Source organism: Vibrio satsumensis, from assembly GCF_050337435.1.
Classification (GTDB): Bacteria; Pseudomonadota; Gammaproteobacteria; order Enterobacterales; family Vibrionaceae; genus Vibrio; species Vibrio satsumensis.
This window is the reverse complement of sequence record NZ_JAKJSX010000014.1, coordinates 172516-190228: the sequence shown is the minus strand read 5'-3', so window position 1 is coordinate 190228 and position 17713 is coordinate 172516. Positions and strand designations below refer to the sequence as shown.

The window sequence follows — 17713 nt, the reverse complement described above, 5'->3', positions numbered from 1 at the left end:
TTTACTTCAATATGCATCAATGACTGTTAGCTGTTTGACTAGCCTATCTCGTGGCATTTTCTGTTCCTTGAGCCCGCTCGTCAAGAGTAAGGTAGATCGTGATGAATAAATTTAAGTCATTAATATTTTGGTTTAGATCGGGCTCTCCGTGGATATGGCTAACGGGTGGGGCGGTGAGCATCAGTATGCTTTCTGTCCTTGGTCTCATGCTGTTGATTGGCTGGAAGGGCCTAACCTATTTTTGGCCAGCTCCTTTATACCAATGGCAAGTTGATTCCAAAGACTTATCGTTAGTGGTCGACCTTGACGAAACCGTATCAAAACAAGATTTATTGATTGGTCAGTTATATGAACGAAAGTACATTCCGATAGAGCAAGTTCCACAAGTCCATGACCTTCTGTCGCCTCAAAATTTGTCGACAGGGCTAATACAGCGCTTAAGCATTAAAGTCGCCAACAGAGAACTGTACTCTGCGGACTTTGTTTCGATTCTGGATGTTAACTTACGTGAACCAACCACTCCGTCTGAGTGGGCAGTGATTGAACGAAGTCGTGGTGGTTATTTCTTTGGTAAGCCGGTGGGCTTTAAGACCGCTTCTGGTACATTCGATTCGAACATTGACCAAAAGCTCGAACAAGGCTTGGCATTCGCTGATACGTTACGCGAAGAAACATCACGTGTTGTGAGTCAAGAAATCCGTAATATCAGCTGGCAATTAGAAAACTTGCGTTTAGAAAGGCGTAAGCTTGAACTCAATGAGTCAGTGAGTGATGAATACCTTAAAACCTATACTCAAACTAAACTGGAATTAAGCCGTCAGTTAGATGAAGCAGAAGTAAAGCTTGAGCATCTCAGAACACAGCTCAATGTAGAAAGTTTACTTGTGGAGGATATGACGGGCGAAAAGGTTGAAATACCACTCAGTCATATTCTAGATTATTGGTATCCCAACAAGATGTCTTACCCTGAGAAGGTAGGGCATTGGGGTAAACAAGTTTGGAAATTCTTATCAGAGAACCCACGAGACTCAAACTCTGAAGGCGGTGTGTTTCCTGCGATTTTCGGCACTGTATTGTTGGTTATTCTTATGTCGATCGTAGTGATGCCTCTTGGCGTAGTTGCTGCAATATATCTTCATGAATATGCAAAAAACAACGCCCTGACGCGCTTGATTCGTATTGCCGTAATTAACTTGGCGGGTGTTCCGTCGATTGTATACGGTGTTTTTGGTTTAGGCTTTTTTGTATATACCATTGGTGGCTCGATTGACACGCTGTTTTATGCTGAGCGATTACCTGCTCCGACATTTGGTACCCCAGGCCTATTATGGTCTGCTCTAACCTTAGCGGTATTGACGCTTCCAGTAGTTATCGTAACCACCGAAGAGGGCCTAACGCGGATTCCTAGCTCTGTGAGGCACGGTTCATTAGCCCTTGGTGCGACTCAATTTGAGACGCTTTGGCGTATTGTTTTACCGATGGCAAGTCCTGCGATTATCACGGGTTTAATTTTGGCAATCGCGAGAGCCGCAGGGGAAGTGGCTCCACTAATGCTGGTGGGTGTTGTGAAATTAGCTTCAAGCTTGCCAGTAGATGGTCAGTTTCCATATCTACATTTAGACAGAAAGTTCATGCATTTAGGCTTTCATATCTATGATGTTGGGTTTCAAACCTCTAATATTGAAGCGGCACGACCTTTAGTGTATGCCACTTCATTTTTATTGGTTACGGTGATTGTTGGATTGAATTTAACAGCCATCAATATCCGTAATAACTTGCGTGAAAAATACCGAACCTTAGGACAAGATTAAATGTTCTCGATTAATGAAACCTTGGGTTACCAAGCACCACTAGATGTTCATAACCTGAAGGATGAGCAAGTTGCTATCTCAATTGAGGGGCTAAATCTATATTATAAAGAGAGCCAAGCACTCGATGATATTTCAATGCAAATTCCAAAGGGGCAAGTGACGGCTTTTATTGGCCCATCAGGGTGTGGTAAATCGACCTTGCTGCGCTGCATTAATCGCATGAATGACTTAGTTGAAGGGTGTAAGGTTTCTGGGAAAGTGAAGCTTCATGGCAAGAATGTCTATCACCCTGAGGTGGATGTTGCGACCTTACGGCGTCGTGTTGGTATGGTATTCCAGCGCCCAAACCCTTTCCCTAAATCTATCTATGAGAATGTGGTTTATGGTTTGAGGCTGCAAGGTATTAGCAACAGCCGAGACCTTGATGATGCGGTTGAGCGCTCTCTTCGTGCTGCAGCGCTATGGGATGAAGTGAAAGATCGACTGCATGAGAACGCCTTTGGTTTATCTGGCGGCCAACAGCAGCGTTTGGTTATTGCTCGTGCGGTCGCGATTGAGCCTGAAGTACTCTTGTTGGACGAACCGACATCTGCACTGGATCCGATTTCTACTTTGACGATTGAAGAGTTGATCAACGATCTCAAAACACAATACACAGTAGTGATTGTTACCCACAACATGCAACAAGCCGCGCGTGTAAGTGACCATACTGCCTTTATTCATATGGGAAAATTGATCGAGTACTCAGATACGGACTCAATTTTTACGTCTCCATTGAAAAATCAGACGGAAGACTACATTACTGGTAGATATGGCTAACCTCTACAGAGGTGTCATCTAGAGCTAAGTCACTCTATAAAAATGGCTTTCTTCATTTCTTTCAAGGAGCAGCTATGCATTTCGGTCGCCACATTTCAGGGCAATTCAATGTCGAGTTAGAGTCGATCCGTACTCATGTATTGACCATGGGTGGGCTAGTGGAGCAGCAACTCTCGTTTGCAATGCAGGCGCTTCATAAAGACGATGTTGAATTGGCTAAAAAAGTGATTCGTGACGACCATAAAGTGAATGCGATGGAAGTGTCGATTGATGAGGCGTGTACTCGAATCATTGCAAAGCGTCAGCCGACAGCGAAAGATTTGCGTCTGATTATGGCGATCATCAAAACGATTACCGATCTAGAACGTATTGGCGATGTTGCCTCTAAAATCGCTCAAGGTGCGATAGAGATCCCTTCGACCAAAGAACAAAAGTTCCATGTTTCGTTAGAGCCTCTTTGCCGTCAGGCTATCACCATGCTTCACCAAGTATTAGATGCTTTTGCTCGTATGGATGTCGATGCGGCGGCAGAAGTTCACAAGCTTGATGATAAGTTGGATGCGGAATACGAGGCTGTCATTCGTCAGTTAATGACTTATATGATGGAAGACCCTAATAACATCCCAAATATTTTACAGGTGATGTGGTCGGCTCGTGCGATTGAGCGAGTGGGGGATCGTTGCCAGAATATCTGTGAATACATTATTTACTTTGTGAAAGGGAAAGATGTGCGCCATTTAGGCGATCAAAGCCTAGATGACGCACTGAAGTAAGGGACTCTTTAAAAGCTAAGAATTGCACCAAGATTGAAATTGATCGTCGTGTCGTAAGGCACAAAGGTTTTATTGTGATCAAAAATATTCATATCAACACCAGCACGCAGTCCAAGCATTGGTGTCGCTTGGTAAACGTAGGCACCGCCAAGGCTTAACCCGTGTGTTGTCTTTTCTTCTACTTCGCCTGAGCGTGTTTTTGTACCATCATAACTTGCCACACCTATCTCAGCCTGAAAGCCGTGGTTTTGGTTTCTTCCAAACATATTTTGGATACCAACACGATATGCATTGACAGTTTCATCATATCGATCGCTGTCATACCAAAGGTGAGAATAACTTAGGTAAACGGCACCTAAATTTGCCATATCAGTAACACCCGCCTGTAACCCGAAGCCATGATAAGAACCAATTTTTAGTTCAGGGGATAAATGAAGACCACTTGAAAATGCAGAGGTTGAGAATAAAGCCGAAGTTAGAAGAAGTGTTTTTAGTTTCATGGTACCACCGAAGTAATTTTTGCTCTCCTTAGCATTAGGTCGATCCATGAATGAACCCAGAGAATTAACTGGATAACGGTAATCATTATATGGACTTTGAAAGAGCAGGCTAATTCGCATTGGTTATCTCTGTAATAACGTGTACTTATCAGTGGTTGTTATCGTTATTTAGCGAGTGCTTTGTCTTACGTAGCCTTACAAAACGAGTTTGATAGATAAACGTCTACTTAACCTTATGTTATTTAGTGTATTTGTTCCGATGTAATGACGATAATGACGATAATGTCGATGTGGCTCATTAGTGTTTACTATATTCCGATTAATCTTTAATTTATTCTCTTGCTGAATTTATCCTCCACATTTATTTTTCAGGTAGATATCAGTATGAAAAAGTTTCTTTTAGTTTTGTCCCCTCTTTTCACGTTAACAGCGTGCGGCAGCGTTGCCATCATGGACAAATCAGAAGTGGTTAGTAAGCAACCGCAACTTATTATTAAAACAGATGGTGACTTCTGGGGATTGGGACAAGAAGGAACGTTTGATATTGCAGGTATGTATCAAGGCAAATACAGTCGAAACTCATCAAGTTCAACATGGTTTGATACTGTCTCTTTTAAAGACGGAGAGCTTGCAGCTGAGATCACTAGAAACGACAATGGTCAGGTGTGGAACTTAATTTGTTCTGGCGGTGGGACTTCAGTTAACTATATGGGTGTTGATTTCGGTGGCAATAAGCCTTATCGCTGCTCTGTAACCCAAAGGAATGAGAAAGTAGGAGAGTTCGTCTTAGAGCCTCAATCTGGGATGATTAAAGTTAGTTTAGAGAAGAAAGAAGCTGGCTACATACGAGTTGGGTCGAGTAAATATGATGTAGAAACTGTCCACTCAAGCAAAGACCTTTTGATGTCAGTTGAAAAACCTTTAGGGTATAGCTTTAAACAAGTTTCACAAGAGGTAGCAGCCGCTCAGACGAATGGAATGCTAACTTTACAGATGATGCCTGAACTTAATGATGATGAGAAAGATACGCTAGTTATTGGTACTATCGCGAGTGCATTGAGTTGGCGTCCAGAAGACTAGGGTTCAATATATACCTTGTAACTGAGCTTACTTTTGAAGCTGTTCTGATAAAACTTGTTTAATGAGTTTTGAAAGCCAATTTGTCAAAGGCGAGTTTCGATTTTTAATGTGTATATAGCTATAGATTGGCTTTGTATGTACATGTCCCTCAACTAAAACGTCAATTCCACGTAGGTTCGGATAATTCTCTACTGGGAATAGGTTGGAATGGGGCATGTACATATCAGTATGTTGAATGACATCGATTAGAGCCATGACCAATTCGCTGCGGAAACCTATACTATGCTCGATGGAAAGGTCGGTTAGAATCTGAGACGCTAAGCTAAAATTGTCATTCCAACCTGGTGTGACTAATGAAGCGATATCGTACCCTGCCATATCATATGGAGTTATGGTATCTTGCTTTAAAGGGTGATCTTGCCTAACAAATATACGTCCTGTTAATTCAATGAGCTGCCTTGTATAGACTTCTTTACTTGTCTTTTCTCCTAAATAGCTTACTCCCATCAAAACCTCATCTTTTTGTATATCTGAGACAGACGAGTTTGACCATGGAACAAGCTTTAGTTTAGCGTTTGGTGCTTGTGCTCTTATATCTTTAAAAAGTGAGCCGGACAGACAAGAAAGTACCACTGGAGATAGGGCTATTTTCAACGTGTAGTCAATCTCTTTCGGGTCAAAAGCGTTCGATGCATTAATCGCGATAGATAGACCGTCCATGAACGGTTTGATTTGATTAGTGAGCTGTTCTGAGAAAGCGGTAGGCTGCAAACCTCCATGAACTTTAACGAAAAGGTCATCATTGAAGTGGTATCTTAGCTTCTGTAGGGCTTGGCTAACTGCTGGCTGAGAAACGAATAAACGTTCTGCCGCCTTTCTGGTGTTTTTTTCTTGATAAACAATCAGAAAGGTACGTAACAAGTTTAAATCGAGAGAGCTGAATAAGTCTTTAGCCATATCTGTCCATGAAAGGTTTACTGCGTTATTAAATCTAATATACGTCAGTCAGTTAGATTAGTCAGCGTGGTTCTTTTCGATTTTTGGTAGCGACTATTGTCCTAAAGCGGTAAGGGCAGCTCTTACATCGGATATCTTATTCGCATCAGTCACGGGGATCTGATAATCATCAATATCATTACTGCCCATTTGAGCACTTGAGTTGCTTTCCATTAGGCTCGGTCTTGTCGATTTACCTGAAAGGTGAAGTGCAGGTACTTGGGTGGTGCTGTGAATCATTTTCGCATTCGTTGCGTTGACGCCAGCCCCTGCCATGATGTCGACTCGACTATCGGCCTGTTTAACCATCTCTGCCAAGATATTGATGCCTTGCTCAGCATTAACAGCAAGCCCTGATGTCAGGACCCTTTCACATCCAAGTGCGATGACCTGTTCTAAGGTTGTTTGGTAATCAGAGCTTTGATCAATGGCTCTGTGAAACGTAATCCCAAGCTTTAATGAGTGCGCTTTGTCAGCCAGTTGCTGCATTTTTGGCATATCAATACTTCCATTCGGCGCTAACACGCCAAGTACGACCCCATTCAATCCTGCACTCGCACAAGCTTCAATATCTTCAAGCATACAGAGCATATCGTCATCATCGAAAATGAAGTCGCCCTGTCTTGGTCGTATCATAGCGTAGACAGGAACGGACGAAACTCTTGCCGCTTGTTTCATCATACCGAAGCTAGGAGTTAACCCGCCAAGTGCTAGTGAGGAGCAAAGTTCAATGCGATTTGCGCCGCCAGACAGCGCGTTGTGTAGAGATTCTAAGTTATCGATACAGACTTCAATTTCGATGTTCATCATGTTTATCCGTTTAAAAAGATACTGATGAAATCATAGCAATCTTGGGATGATTCTGAATAGGTAGAGATAGAGGAAAATAGAGGTAAAGTTTGGCTTTGCGGTTACCTCTATTCATAGTGGATATGAGCGAGGAATAAATCATTATTGAAGCAATAGATGCAAAAAGCCCGAAGCGTGAACTTCGGGCTTTGAATAAGACTTTACTTCTTAACTGATTGGCGGTGCGCTTTGCGCTATTAGCTTATGCTTTATTTCTCTTTATAGAGAGTCTTCCAACCATTAACCCGCGTTGAGTTCGGGCTTAAGAGGTAATTACTTGCTTAGGTCGTCAGCGTGCTCAGATAGGAATGCTGCAACACCTTTTGGAGATGCGTCCATACCTGATTTACCTTCTTCCCATTGTGCAGGACAAACTTCACCGTTCTTCTCGTGGAAGTTTAGTGCGTCTACCATGCGTAGCATTTCGTCGATGTTACGACCCAGTGGAAGGTCGTTAACTACTTGGTGACGTACAAGACCGTCAGCATCGATTAGGAAAGAACCACGGAAAGCAACGCCTGCTTCTGGGTGCTCAACATCGTATGCTTTGCAGATCTCGTGCTTAACGTCAGCAACTAGTGGGTATTTAACTTGACCGATACCGCCGTCAGCGATAGCAGTGTTACGCCATGCGTTGTGAGAGAATTGAGAATCGATAGAAACACCGATTACTTCAACGCCTTTAGCTTGGAAATCTTCAAGACGGTTGTCGAAAGCGATTAGCTCTGAAGGACAAACGAAAGTGAAGTCTAGTGGGTAGAAGAAAACTACAGCTTTCTTACCTTTAGTGAATTCTGCGAAGTTGAAGTTATCAACGATCTCACCGTTACCTAGAACAGCTGCTGCAGTAAAGTCAGGGGCTTGACGACCTACTAGTACCATTTTGGAATCTCCTAAAAAATTAGTTGGCCCAACACATCTTTGTTTGGGCTCCGTTTCTACGCGACAAACTATAGTACAATCGGTACTATAGAAAAAAGCGAATTAAATAGATTAAGTTAATCGAAAAAAGCGATAAGCTTATTCTTTGTCCTTTTCTCAGGTCTTATGACCTTCGTGTAACTTATCCTACTCATATTACAAAGTAATTTCATGAATAAATGGCCAAGTCTTAAGCAACTTCACTATCTTGTTACTCTTCACGAAACACGCCACTTTAGCGACGCAGCTGATCGCTGTTTCGTTAGCCAGTCTACTCTAAGTAAAGGTATTCAAAACCTAGAAGAGCTTATCGGTTGCCCTCTTTATGAGAAGAAAGATAAAAAGAGTCCATTGGTCTTCACGCAAGCGGGTGAGCTGGTGGTCAAGCATGGACGAGAGCTATTGGCGAAAGGGCAAGATCTTGTCGAACTCGGTAACCTATGTAACGGAGATGCGATGCAAGGGCAGCTGCGAGTAGGGTGTATTCCTACCATTGCACCGTTCCTTTTGTGCGATTTGGTACAAGAAGCGAACCAACGCTTTCCACAGTTGAATTTACTGTTACGTGAAGACACGACAACCAATCTGTTGGCTGCACTACGTCATGGTGAGTTAGATGTACTGATTTTGGCCTTGCCCGTCGATATCGACAACATGGAAAGCAAAGTTGTCGGGCAAGATCCATTTAGAATGGTGATCAGTCGAACTCAAGCCGATGGTATTCGTGTCCCGATTAAATATGATGACCTACCAGACGAGTCTGTATTCTTATTGGAAAATGAACACTGTTTAACCGAGCACGCAGTATCAGCCTGTAAGCTAACAGATAAAGAGAAGATAAACCCGTTTACAGCGACGAGTCTTCATACATTAGTGCAAATGGTAGCTAATGGTTTAGGAACCACCTTTATTCCGCAAATGGCGATTGATCACGGCTTGTTGGAAAATCAAAACCTAGTGGTGATTGATCCCCCAGGTCAGCAAGCGTATCGAGATATAGGCCTTGTTTGGCGTCCAAGCTCGTCACGTCGTGAAACCTTCCATCAATTAGCAGATGTGGTTTCTGAGTTGCTTTAAAATCTCAGTGTACGAATAGATAAAAATCTACCTTTGAGCGGCTATGTAAGCCGCTCTTTTATTTTTACGAATAATTGAACAAAACATCATTTCTAATTGTATATTTCGGGGGCGACTTTTTAATTATCTAATTAATCTTCGATTTTATTATCCTTTTTGTCATTCTACTTGCTAGGAAATGTGAGCCTAATTAAGTTAATGATAATTGTGTTTTATAAAAGTTGATGTTGCATTCTCTGTATGGATAGTAAGCCTAACTAATAATAAATAACTTTTATTGTTAGTTAGGTAAAGTAAATGACGATGATGTTATTTACTAATTAGTCAAAAATAAAATCAAAAGAATAATTATGAATGATACTAAACAACGTTTGGTAGGGCTTGTTGCACCCTTCTTTTTATTGTCAGGAATGGCTAATGCTTCAGGTGATAAAAACGGGAACGATTTGTTCGATGAGGTAAATTTAGAGCGAAATTGTTATCAGGAATTTATTGAAGGTGAACCTTGTTGGTCAAACCTACCTCAATTTTCTAATCAGCATGCAGTCATCGAAGAAACTTTATCGAAATTGTATCCTCAGTATGCCCAAAGTATTGAAAATAAGGACTTAACAGCTTTTCGTTATTTGGAACGTATGTTTACTCTCGATCCAAAAAGTGGCGAGATTATCGTTGCACTATCTGCAGTTAGAGAAGGAGTACCCTTCGATTCTTTATGGGGTATTGCAGAAAAACGTCAAGCTGACGATGCAGTTGAAGCTATTGAAAACCTCGTTGTCGAAACTTCCGACATGGAAGATTTAGAAGCGGTACTTTTTGATATTTATTATGATCGCGCTACAGCCGATTTTATTTTGGCTAATCGTTCTACTGACCAAGCTAGAATACAGTGGATTGAGCAAGCGAGTACCTCAACTGTAGAAAAATACCGTCAACAATCTTTCGATATTCTATTAAATGCTTTTGATGGCTATTGGAAGTTGATCGAAAACCACCCTCAAACATTTGCTAATGCGCAGCCATTTCGTGATGTAAAAAGTGCTCGATATCTAAATGACAAAGGACAGTCATTACCGGTATATCAAGAAGACCTTTTAATTACAGGTTATAAAGATGCTTTATTAGCTTATCAATTAATGAATGAGTTATTGTCTCAGCAAGTACAACTCAGTAAATTAAAGGCAGTATCGGCGAGCTCTGCAGAGCAAAAATCTAAGCTTGCATATGAAGCAAGCTCACTGCTTGAGCGAGTTTCTTTACAAGAGAAGCAGCTACGTCGTTTGTTAGGCGCTGATTCCTATATCCATATAATGTTGTCCTCTGAGCTTGATAAATTTAAAGGCAACATTGTTGATTTGAAATCTGTAGCCAATTGGCTCGAAGGTGGAGCTAACTATTTAGGGCTGCCTGATGATTTTGTTTTGTTGATGCCAGATTACAACTCGCAAGATAATATTGGGAACAGCTCATTCGAGTCTTTGGAAAAAGTGTTAGGTGGGATGTCACACTCATTAGAGTATTCATTGAATAAAGCTCAAAAAGAGCGTGTTGATTACCACTATCAATTGGATTCATTTGCACGAAACTTCGCTCAAGAAAATGACCGATTAAAGGCAAGATTGTTTACTTTACTCGGATGTTCGGTCGACTCGGATGTTAGACCTTGTAAAGAACAGACCGAGAGTCAACGTCAAGGAAGCTTAATCGGCTACCAGTTGAAAAGCGTTCAAGCTACAAAGACCGAAGTTGAACGAGCCTATAGACTTCATAGTGAGGTATTGAAAAACATATCGAAAGAAATTGAACGTATTGAGCAAGATAAGGATGTTAACAATGCGATCGATGAGATTACGGTTAAGTTGGGTCTTAATGATATTCCTTTCAAAAGCTTAATTGATGAAAGCCGAAAGTCGACTTTGGATATGAATTTAGTGCTGTCTTCCGAAGACGTTAAGCGCTCTCTTGATATCTTAGGCCGCTTTTTGAACGATATCGGTTCCACCGACTTGTCATCGACATTTTCTGCTATTGAAAGCTTACAAGGCGCTTTGAAGGGAAGCTCTCTTGAAGCTGAATTATATATTCAGAAGTTGGCTTTGCTCGAGCGTTCAAGAATCAAAGGCTTACGAGCAGAACAATTAGATGTCTTTACAGAAGGTCGGATTAAGGAACTAACGTTAGAGCTAGAAACTGCTAAAGCTGATATGGCTAAGTCGCTTTCTAATTTAGTTGATGATGCCGATAGATTGGTAGCCTTTAGTGCAGAAGCTCAGCGTTTGGTTGCTCAAATAGAACAAAATGAACATCTTAAATCTGAACGCTCTTATGCTAATCCGCTGAATTTCAGTGCGTTGACCGTTGAAACATCTCGAGCTGAATCAGAGTTCTCTAACCTTAAAGAATGGCTTTTTTATGCTGTACAAGCACTTGAGTATAAATGGCAGGAGTCGTTTTATGATCGCCTTGAGGGTTTTGATAAAAACTTTGTGTTTAAGCTCCAAGATACACAGCGATCAACCGCTTACTTAGATGCATTAAAGCGTTTTGACGATAAGAGGTATACGCCATTCGGCCAGAAAGTGACGGATGTTATTTCCCTAAAGGAACATGTTTTTGGTTACATCGATAATAATGGTGGGAAAACCATTTACTACCCTGCTCCTGATGGTAGCGGAGATATGTTGACTGCAGATGAAGCGTTTAACGCAAAGTTAAAGCTGCTTTCTCGTAACTTTGGCTTTGATAAATGGTTAACTGTAGAGTTCAGTACCGTGAAACACTTTCCTAAAACGAACCTTTTTCATGGCCCGATACTTGGCAACGAAGATGATGTGATGTGTTTAGAAGTTGCTGGGAATTACTCCGATAAAATTGACGGGATTTCGATTAACCTTGCAATCAATTATGACATATCGGGTGAATCTGCAACTCGCGCACTTCTTACTTATGGTGGTAATAACTACATGCGTAGCCGTATTCCAGGAATGTTAACTGATGATGGCGAAGGGCTTAAAGAAGATTTGATTCCCTATTCAACACGTTTTTCAGATATTTCCAATAACGGTGTTGTATCTAAAAGCAGTTTTAAACAGCATATGAGCGCTAATATCATGACTGGCTATCATGATAATAAAGAGCTCCTTAACCCAACTTATTCATTTAAAGAGAGAAGTGTAGCAGCTTCAGGGTGGAGGTTGTCTCTTCAGTTAGGTGACGAATATGGTGACATTGTTGAAACTGAAGCGATTGATGATATCCGAATGATAGTGCAGCACAACCTGAAGGCTCGACGTGCCTCAATTTGTAGCGGCGAATCTGGTCCTTTATAACAACATAAATAACTTAACTTTGAGCCTCATAGTTTTATGAGGCTCTTTCTATAGCTTCCGAGCGTTACTCTACTTCCGCTTCTTCTGGCTCGACTTCTTCTTGTAGCTCTAGCAAATTAATCGCGATTGTGACGAAGTCGCTGTCTGTAATAATCCCCACTAGTTCATGGTTTTCTACGACAGGTAAACAGCCCACTTTGTGTTTCTGCATATAGATAGCCGATTCTTTCAATCCTGCACGAGGTTCTACCGACATAACACTTTTGTGCATGATGTCGTTGAGGGGGGTGGCAAGAGTAAAAGATTGAGCTTGTGGGATATTTTGTAGGCTGGATTCTTGAGCTGCGAGAACATCTCGCTGAGTCACCACACCAAGCAGCTTTCTGTCGGAATCAACGACCGGAATATGGCGGATATCAAGTGCTTCCATCATGTGCTTAGCATCGGCCAGTGAGTGTGAGCGCAATAGAGTATGAGGGTTGCGAGTCATCATATCTTCAACCTTGATCATACGAACCTCCTTCTTTTTTATTTGTTACTATTACTATAGTTTTTTATCCCAAAAATAACTGAGATCTGACGCATTTTTGAGTGAGTTTTATGCAACTAATTTTTTAGTTTAAGGAGGTGAATCAGTAGCATTATTTTACGCCTCTTTACAATAATCCATTGCTGTAAACCTTGCTATTGCGGCTCGTGTGCCTATACTAGCCCACTGCGAAATTTTTAGTCGTGTTTGCGATATGTTTCCGGTAACGATTGACTTACCGTAACCATTGTCCAGCAACTACGATTTATAGTTCGTTAATGGCACAAATCTCATCAACTAAGACAAGACTAGACACATGCAAGTTTCAGATTTTCACTTTGACCTACCAGATGAACTCATTGCTCGCTACCCTCAAGAGGAGCGTACAGCAAGCCGCCTGCTTAAATTAGATGGCAATAGCGGTAACCTAGCTGATGGTTCGTTTAAAGACGTTTTAGACTTAGTTGAGCCAGGCGATCTTGTCGTTTTCAATAACACTCGAGTAATTCCTGCTCGTGTATTTGGTCGCAAGGCATCCGGCGGTAAGCTTGAAGTGTTGGTTGAACGTATGCTTGATGAGAAAAGCATTCTTGCGCATGTTCGTTGTTCTAAATCACCGAAGCCGGGCACCAAGTTGTTCCTTGGTGAGAACGATGAGTATGAAGCTGAAATGGTGGCGCGTCACGATGCGTTATTTGAAATCCATTTCACATCTGATCAAAGCGTTTTAGAGATTCTTAACAGTGTTGGTCACATGCCACTGCCTCCTTACATCGATCGTCCTGATGAAGATGCAGATAAAGAGCGCTACCAAACTGTCTATAATGAAAAGCCGGGTGCGGTTGCAGCGCCAACAGCAGGTCTTCACTTTGATGACAAGCTAATGGCTGGTATGAAAGAGAAAGGTGTCGAGTTTGCTTACGTGACGCTTCACGTTGGCGCTGGCACATTCCAGCCCGTTAAAGTAGACAACATCAATGACCACCACATGCATGCTGAGTACGTTGAAGTACCGCAAGAAGTGGTTGATGCCGTAGCGGCTGCAAAAGCGCGTGGTGGACGCATTATTGCCGTTGGTACAACATCGGTTCGCTCACTAGAGAGTGCAGCGCAAGATGCATTGAAGAAAGGCACAGAGTTAGTTCCATTCTTCGGTGACACTGAAATCTTCATCTTCCCTGGTTATGAGTACCAGTTGGTGGATTGCTTGATTACCAATTTCCACTTGCCAGAATCAACGCTGATTATGTTGGTAAGTGCATTTGCTGGCTACGACCATGTGATGGGCGCATACGATCACGCGGTGAAGAGCGAATATCGTTTCTTCAGCTACGGCGATGCCATGTTCATCAATAAGAAAACGAGCTAATTTAAGCTGGTTATAAACGATATAAACAGAATTTACGGGTGCTAGCAGTAAGCTAGGAGTCGGGCAGGGTGTCTGTCTAATCTCTCGCAAGGAATACGCGACCGCTCCTCATAGAACCCACTAAACTGAACTTTTGTTTGGCTTAAGGTTCTGAATTAACAGTCAGATTGTTTCTCTGGCATATTGGAGGCTTCGTGAAATTAAAATACGAACTTAAAAAAACTAATAGCGGCGCACGTCGTGGTCAACTTCAGTTTGAACGCGGTACCGTTGAAACCCCAGCATTCATGCCTGTAGGTACTTACGGTACTGTAAAAGGTATGACACCTGAAGAAGTGAAAGACACAGGCGCTGAAATTCTATTAGGTAACACATTCCATTTATGGCTACGTCCTGGTCAAGAAATCATGAAAATGCACGGCGACTTGCACGATTTCATGAACTGGCACGGTCCTATCCTGACTGATTCAGGCGGCTTCCAAGTGTTCAGCCTAGGTGCAATGCGTAAGATCACTGAAGAGGGTGTTCACTTCCGTAACCCTGTAAACGGTGACAAGATCTTCATGGACGCTGAGAAGTCTATGGAAATCCAAAAAGACCTAGGTTCAGACATCGTAATGATCTTCGATGAGTGTACGCCGTACCCAGCGACACACAAAGAAGCAAAAGACTCAATGGAGATGTCTCTTCGTTGGGCTGAGCGTTCACGCAACCACTTCGACAAGCTTGAAAATCCGAACTCACTATTCGGCATCGTTCAAGGTGGTGTGTATGAAGACCTTCGTGATGTATCTGTTAAAGGTCTAACTGAAATTGGTTTTGACGGTTATGCAGTTGGCGGCCTAGCAGTAGGCGAGCCAAAAGAAGATATGCACCGCATTCTTGAGCACACATGTCCTCAACTGCCTGAAGATAAGCCACGTTACCTAATGGGTGTAGGCAAACCAGAAGACCTAGTTGAAGGTGTTCGTCGTGGTATCGACATGTTTGACTGTGTAATGCCAACGCGAAATGCACGTAACGGCCACCTGTTTGTGACTGAAGGTGTGATCAAGATCCGTAATGCGAAGCATAAAACCGATACAACACCACTAGATTCAGAGTGTGACTGTTACACTTGTAAGAACTACAGCAAGTCGTACTTACACCATTTGGATCGTTGTAACGAAATCCTAGGTGCTCGACTGAACACGATTCATAACCTGCGTTTCTATCAACGAGTAATGTCAGACATTCGTCAGTCTATCGATGAAGATCGCTTTGAAGAGTTCGTTGCAGAGTTCTACGCAAGAATGGGGCGTGAAGTGCCACCACTAGGTAAAGAATCTTAGTATTTCTTTTTTGCGAGCCCTATCTCTCTTCCGAGTGATGGGGCTTGAAAATAAAGGGATGCGACCCAATTAGACAAACAATTACGAAAATATAAATAGAGGATGTTTTAAATGTTTATTTCTCAAGCTCACGCAGCAGCAGAAGGTGCACCAGCAGGCGGCGGTTTCGAAATGCTTATCATGCTAGGTATGTTCGCTGTGATCTTCTACTTCATGATCTACCGTCCACAAGCTAAGCGTGTTAAAGAACACAAGAACCTTATGTCTTCTATGGGCAAAGGCGATGAAGTTCTTACAAGCGGCGGCCTAATCGGCAAGATCACTAAGATTGCTGAAGACAGCGACTACGTTGCTATCGAACTGAATGCAAACAACGAAGTAGTTATCAAGAAAGACTTCGTTACAGCAGTGCTACCAAAAGGTACTCTGAAATCTCTATAAACAGCTAGAGGATCCTCGCTGTGCTAAACCGTTACCCGTTATGGAAGTATTTGATGGTGGTGTTTGCCATCGCTATCGCTGCGTTGTACGCTCTTCCAAATATATACGGTGAAGATCCGGCAGTTCAAGTTACAGGGGCGCGCGGCGCCTCTGTAGATATGTCTACGCTGGATGCTGTCACCAATGCTCTTGAAGCAGAAAACCTTTCTACTAAATCCGTTGCTCTCGAAAACGGTTCCATTCTTGTTCGCTTTAACGATACAGACTCTCAAATTAGTGCTCGTGATGTCATCACTGAAGCATTAGATGAAGATGTAATCGTTGCTTTAAACTTAGCGGCTTCAACTCCTGATTGGCTTGAATCTATTGGTGCTGCACCAATGAAGCTTGGTCTTGACCTACGTGGTGGTGTTCACTTCTTGATGGAAGTGGATATGGACGCTGCGATGCAAAAGCTGGTCGGCCAACAAGAAGAAGCGTTCCGTAGCGAACTTCGTGAAGAAAAAATCCGTTACCGTGCAATTCGCCCGTCTGGTAAAGATGCGGTTGAAGTGATTCTACGTAACGCAGAGCAGCTTGCTGAAGCGAAATCGCTACTGCAATCTAAGCACCAAGACATGACGTTTGTAGATTCTGAATCTAACGGTCGTTTTTCTTTGGTTGCTAGCTTCACAGAGACTCGTCTTCAAGAAATCCGCAACTACGCGGTAGAGCAAAACATTACCATTCTACGTAACCGTGTGAACGAACTTGGTGTTGCTGAGCCTTTGGTTCAACGTCAAGGTTCTAGCCGTATCGTAGTGGAATTGCCTGGTGTTCAAGACACGGCTCGCGCTAAAGAAATCCTTGGTGCGACTGCGACACTTGAGTTCCGTGAAGTGGATAGCAGTGCTGACTTAGCCGCTGCCGCTTCTGGTCGTGCTCCTGCGGGTAGCGAAATCAAGCAAGATCGTGATGGTCGCCCTGTGGTACTTAAGAAACGCGTTATTCTAGGCGGTTCGAGTATTACGGATGCAAGCTCAAGTGTTGATGAATATGGTCGTCCTCAAGTTAACATCTCGCTAGACAGCGAAGGTGGTAGCAAGATGTCTGCATTCTCTCGTCAGAATATCGGTAAGCTAATGGCAACGGTATTTGCAGAGTACAAGGACAGCGGTCGTAAAACACCGGAAGGTCGAGTTATCTTAAGTAAGCACGAAGAAGTAATTAACCAAGCGACGATTCAATCTGCACTTGGTCGTAACTTCCGTATTACTGGTATCGACTCAACGGCTGAAGCTCATAACTTGGCACTTCTACTACGTGCTGGTGCATTGATTGCGCCTATCTCGATTGTAGAAGAACGTACGATTGGTCCATCTATGGGGCAACAAAACATCGATATGGGTATCATGGCGATGGTTTGGGGTATGGCTGCAGTAATGTTGTTTACTCTGCTTTACTACCGTACTTTCGGTTTGATTGCGAACGTTGCGCTAATGGCTAACTTGGTGTTGATTATCGGTGTTATGTCGATGATTCCGGGGGCTACCATGACCCTGCCAGGTATTGCCGGTATCGTATTAACGGTCGGTATGGCAGTTGATGCCAACGTACTGATCTTTGAGCGTATACGTGAAGAACTTCGAGATGGACGCAGTCCACAACAAGCGATTCACCAAGGTTACGCGAACGCATTCAGCACTATCGCCGATGCCAACATCACCACACTACTAACAGCAATCATTCTATTTGCTGTGGGTACTGGTGCTATCAAAGGCTTCGCGGTAACGCTGTCTATCGGTATCTTGACTTCAATGTTTACAGCTATTGTCGGAACACGTTGTATCGTGAACCTGATGTATGGCGGTAAACGCGTTAAAAAACTGTCGATCTAAGGCTAGGAATT

At 42.7% G+C, this 17713-nt stretch carries 15 protein-coding genes; 10 read left to right on the top strand and 5 right to left on the bottom strand.

The window, feature by feature from the left end; translation table 11 throughout:
• Nucleotides 1-101 precede the first annotated feature (101 nt).
• The 3 genes from pstA to phoU all read left to right on the top strand — a co-directional run bounded on the left by pstA (nucleotide 102) and on the right by phoU (nucleotide 3403).
• Nucleotides 102-1811, top strand: a complete 1710-nt coding sequence (pstA, locus tag L4C44_RS18725) for a phosphate ABC transporter permease PstA (protein WP_146489662.1) — start codon at nucleotides 102-104, stop codon at nucleotides 1809-1811.
• The gene (gene pstB / locus L4C44_RS18720; protein ID WP_428805564.1) at nucleotides 1812-2630 is read left to right on the top strand and encodes a phosphate ABC transporter ATP-binding protein PstB; all 819 of its coding nucleotides are present in this window, start codon (nucleotides 1812-1814) and stop codon (nucleotides 2628-2630) included. It abuts the gene before it with no gap.
• Nucleotides 2631-2704: 74 nt separating this feature from the next.
• Nucleotides 2705-3403: a phosphate signaling complex protein PhoU gene (phoU, locus tag L4C44_RS18715; protein WP_146489664.1), complete on the top strand. Its 699-nt coding sequence runs from the start codon at nucleotides 2705-2707 to the stop codon at nucleotides 3401-3403.
• Between the two features lie 8 nt (nucleotides 3404-3411).
• Here the strand turns inward: phoU and L4C44_RS18710 are convergent, their stop codons facing one another.
• Complete coding sequence (locus L4C44_RS18710; RefSeq protein WP_372384801.1) at nucleotides 3412-3903, bottom strand: hypothetical protein; 492 nt, start codon at nucleotides 3901-3903, stop codon at nucleotides 3412-3414.
• A 384-nt stretch (nucleotides 3904-4287) separates the two neighbouring features.
• Here L4C44_RS18710 and L4C44_RS18705 point away from each other — a divergent pair, with 384 nt between their 5' ends.
• Complete coding sequence (locus L4C44_RS18705; RefSeq protein ID WP_146489665.1) at nucleotides 4288-4983, top strand: VV20781 family protein; 696 nt, start codon at nucleotides 4288-4290, stop codon at nucleotides 4981-4983.
• A 27-nt stretch (nucleotides 4984-5010) separates the two neighbouring features.
• Here L4C44_RS18705 and L4C44_RS18700 read toward each other — a convergent pair whose 3' ends face one another.
• The 3 genes from L4C44_RS18700 to L4C44_RS18690 all read right to left on the bottom strand — a co-directional run bounded on the left by L4C44_RS18700 (nucleotide 5011) and on the right by L4C44_RS18690 (nucleotide 7710).
• Entirely contained in the window at nucleotides 5011-5940 is a 930-nt protein-coding gene (locus L4C44_RS18700) for a LysR family transcriptional regulator (RefSeq protein WP_428805563.1), read from the bottom strand.
• A 93-nt stretch (nucleotides 5941-6033) separates the two neighbouring features.
• A complete protein-coding gene (locus L4C44_RS18695; protein WP_428805569.1) occupies nucleotides 6034-6786 on the bottom strand; it encodes a copper homeostasis protein CutC in 753 nt (250 codons plus the stop codon).
• A gap of 315 nt (nucleotides 6787-7101) precedes the next feature.
• Nucleotides 7102-7710, bottom strand: a complete 609-nt coding sequence (locus L4C44_RS18690) for a peroxiredoxin C (RefSeq protein WP_004740353.1) — start codon at nucleotides 7708-7710, stop codon at nucleotides 7102-7104.
• Between the two features lie 210 nt (nucleotides 7711-7920).
• On the opposite strand from L4C44_RS18690, the gene L4C44_RS18685 reads away from it, so the two are divergent.
• Together L4C44_RS18685 and L4C44_RS18680 are read left to right on the top strand one after the other, a co-directional pair.
• A complete protein-coding gene (locus tag L4C44_RS18685) occupies nucleotides 7921-8826 on the top strand; it encodes a hydrogen peroxide-inducible genes activator (RefSeq protein ID WP_146489667.1) in 906 nt (301 codons plus the stop codon).
• Nucleotides 8827-9176: 350 nt separating this feature from the next.
• Nucleotides 9177-12155 carry a hypothetical protein gene (locus L4C44_RS18680; RefSeq protein WP_428805562.1) on the top strand — a complete coding sequence of 993 codons (2979 nt, stop codon included), beginning with the start codon at nucleotides 9177-9179 and terminating at the stop codon, nucleotides 12153-12155.
• A 64-nt stretch (nucleotides 12156-12219) separates the two neighbouring features.
• On the opposite strand, the gene L4C44_RS18675 is transcribed toward L4C44_RS18680, so the two are convergent.
• Nucleotides 12220-12666 carry a CBS domain-containing protein gene (locus L4C44_RS18675; RefSeq protein ID WP_017070674.1) on the bottom strand — a complete coding sequence of 149 codons (447 nt, stop codon included), beginning with the start codon at nucleotides 12664-12666 and terminating at the stop codon, nucleotides 12220-12222.
• A gap of 334 nt (nucleotides 12667-13000) precedes the next feature.
• Between L4C44_RS18675 and queA the strand changes: the two genes are divergently transcribed.
• The 4 genes from queA to secD all read left to right on the top strand — a co-directional run bounded on the left by queA (nucleotide 13001) and on the right by secD (nucleotide 17702).
• Entirely contained in the window at nucleotides 13001-14053 is a 1053-nt protein-coding gene (gene queA, locus L4C44_RS18670; protein ID WP_428805561.1) for a tRNA preQ1(34) S-adenosylmethionine ribosyltransferase-isomerase QueA, read from the top strand.
• 194 nt (nucleotides 14054-14247) lie between these two features.
• Nucleotides 14248-15384 carry a tRNA guanosine(34) transglycosylase Tgt gene (gene tgt, locus L4C44_RS18665; protein ID WP_017056177.1) on the top strand — a complete coding sequence of 379 codons (1137 nt, stop codon included), beginning with the start codon at nucleotides 14248-14250 and terminating at the stop codon, nucleotides 15382-15384.
• Nucleotides 15385-15495: 111 nt separating this feature from the next.
• A complete protein-coding gene (gene yajC / locus L4C44_RS18660; protein ID WP_010440492.1) occupies nucleotides 15496-15825 on the top strand; it encodes a preprotein translocase subunit YajC in 330 nt (109 codons plus the stop codon).
• Nucleotides 15826-15845: 20 nt separating this feature from the next.
• Entirely contained in the window at nucleotides 15846-17702 is a 1857-nt protein-coding gene (gene secD, locus L4C44_RS18655) for a protein translocase subunit SecD (protein ID WP_428805560.1), read from the top strand.
• Nucleotides 17703-17713 lie beyond the last annotated feature (11 nt).

Bases quoted from the DNA above. Each gene is read 5' to 3' on its own strand.
- yajC (WP_010440492.1), top strand. From the start codon at position 15,496: ATGTTTATTTCTCAAGCTCACGCAGCAGCAGAAGGTGCACCAGCAGGC.
- L4C44_RS18700 (WP_428805563.1), bottom strand. From the start codon at position 5,940: ATGGCTAAAGACTTATTCAGCTCTCTCGATTTAAACTTGTTACGTACC.
- phoU (WP_146489664.1), top strand. From the start codon at position 2,705: ATGCATTTCGGTCGCCACATTTCAGGGCAATTCAATGTCGAGTTAGAG.
- L4C44_RS18680 (WP_428805562.1), top strand. From the start codon at position 9,177: ATGAATGATACTAAACAACGTTTGGTAGGGCTTGTTGCACCCTTCTTT.
- L4C44_RS18710 (WP_372384801.1), bottom strand. From the start codon at position 3,903: ATGAAACTAAAAACACTTCTTCTAACTTCGGCTTTATTCTCAACCTCT.
- queA (WP_428805561.1), top strand. From the start codon at position 13,001: ATGCAAGTTTCAGATTTTCACTTTGACCTACCAGATGAACTCATTGCT.
- L4C44_RS18690 (WP_004740353.1), bottom strand. From the start codon at position 7,710: ATGGTACTAGTAGGTCGTCAAGCCCCTGACTTTACTGCAGCAGCTGTT.
- pstB (WP_428805564.1), top strand. From the start codon at position 1,812: ATGTTCTCGATTAATGAAACCTTGGGTTACCAAGCACCACTAGATGTT.
- L4C44_RS18675 (WP_017070674.1), bottom strand. From the start codon at position 12,666: ATGATCAAGGTTGAAGATATGATGACTCGCAACCCTCATACTCTATTG.
- L4C44_RS18685 (WP_146489667.1), top strand. From the start codon at position 7,921: ATGAATAAATGGCCAAGTCTTAAGCAACTTCACTATCTTGTTACTCTT.
- L4C44_RS18705 (WP_146489665.1), top strand. From the start codon at position 4,288: ATGAAAAAGTTTCTTTTAGTTTTGTCCCCTCTTTTCACGTTAACAGCG.
- pstA (WP_146489662.1), top strand. From the start codon at position 102: ATGAATAAATTTAAGTCATTAATATTTTGGTTTAGATCGGGCTCTCCG.
- L4C44_RS18695 (WP_428805569.1), bottom strand. From the start codon at position 6,786: ATGAACATCGAAATTGAAGTCTGTATCGATAACTTAGAATCTCTACAC.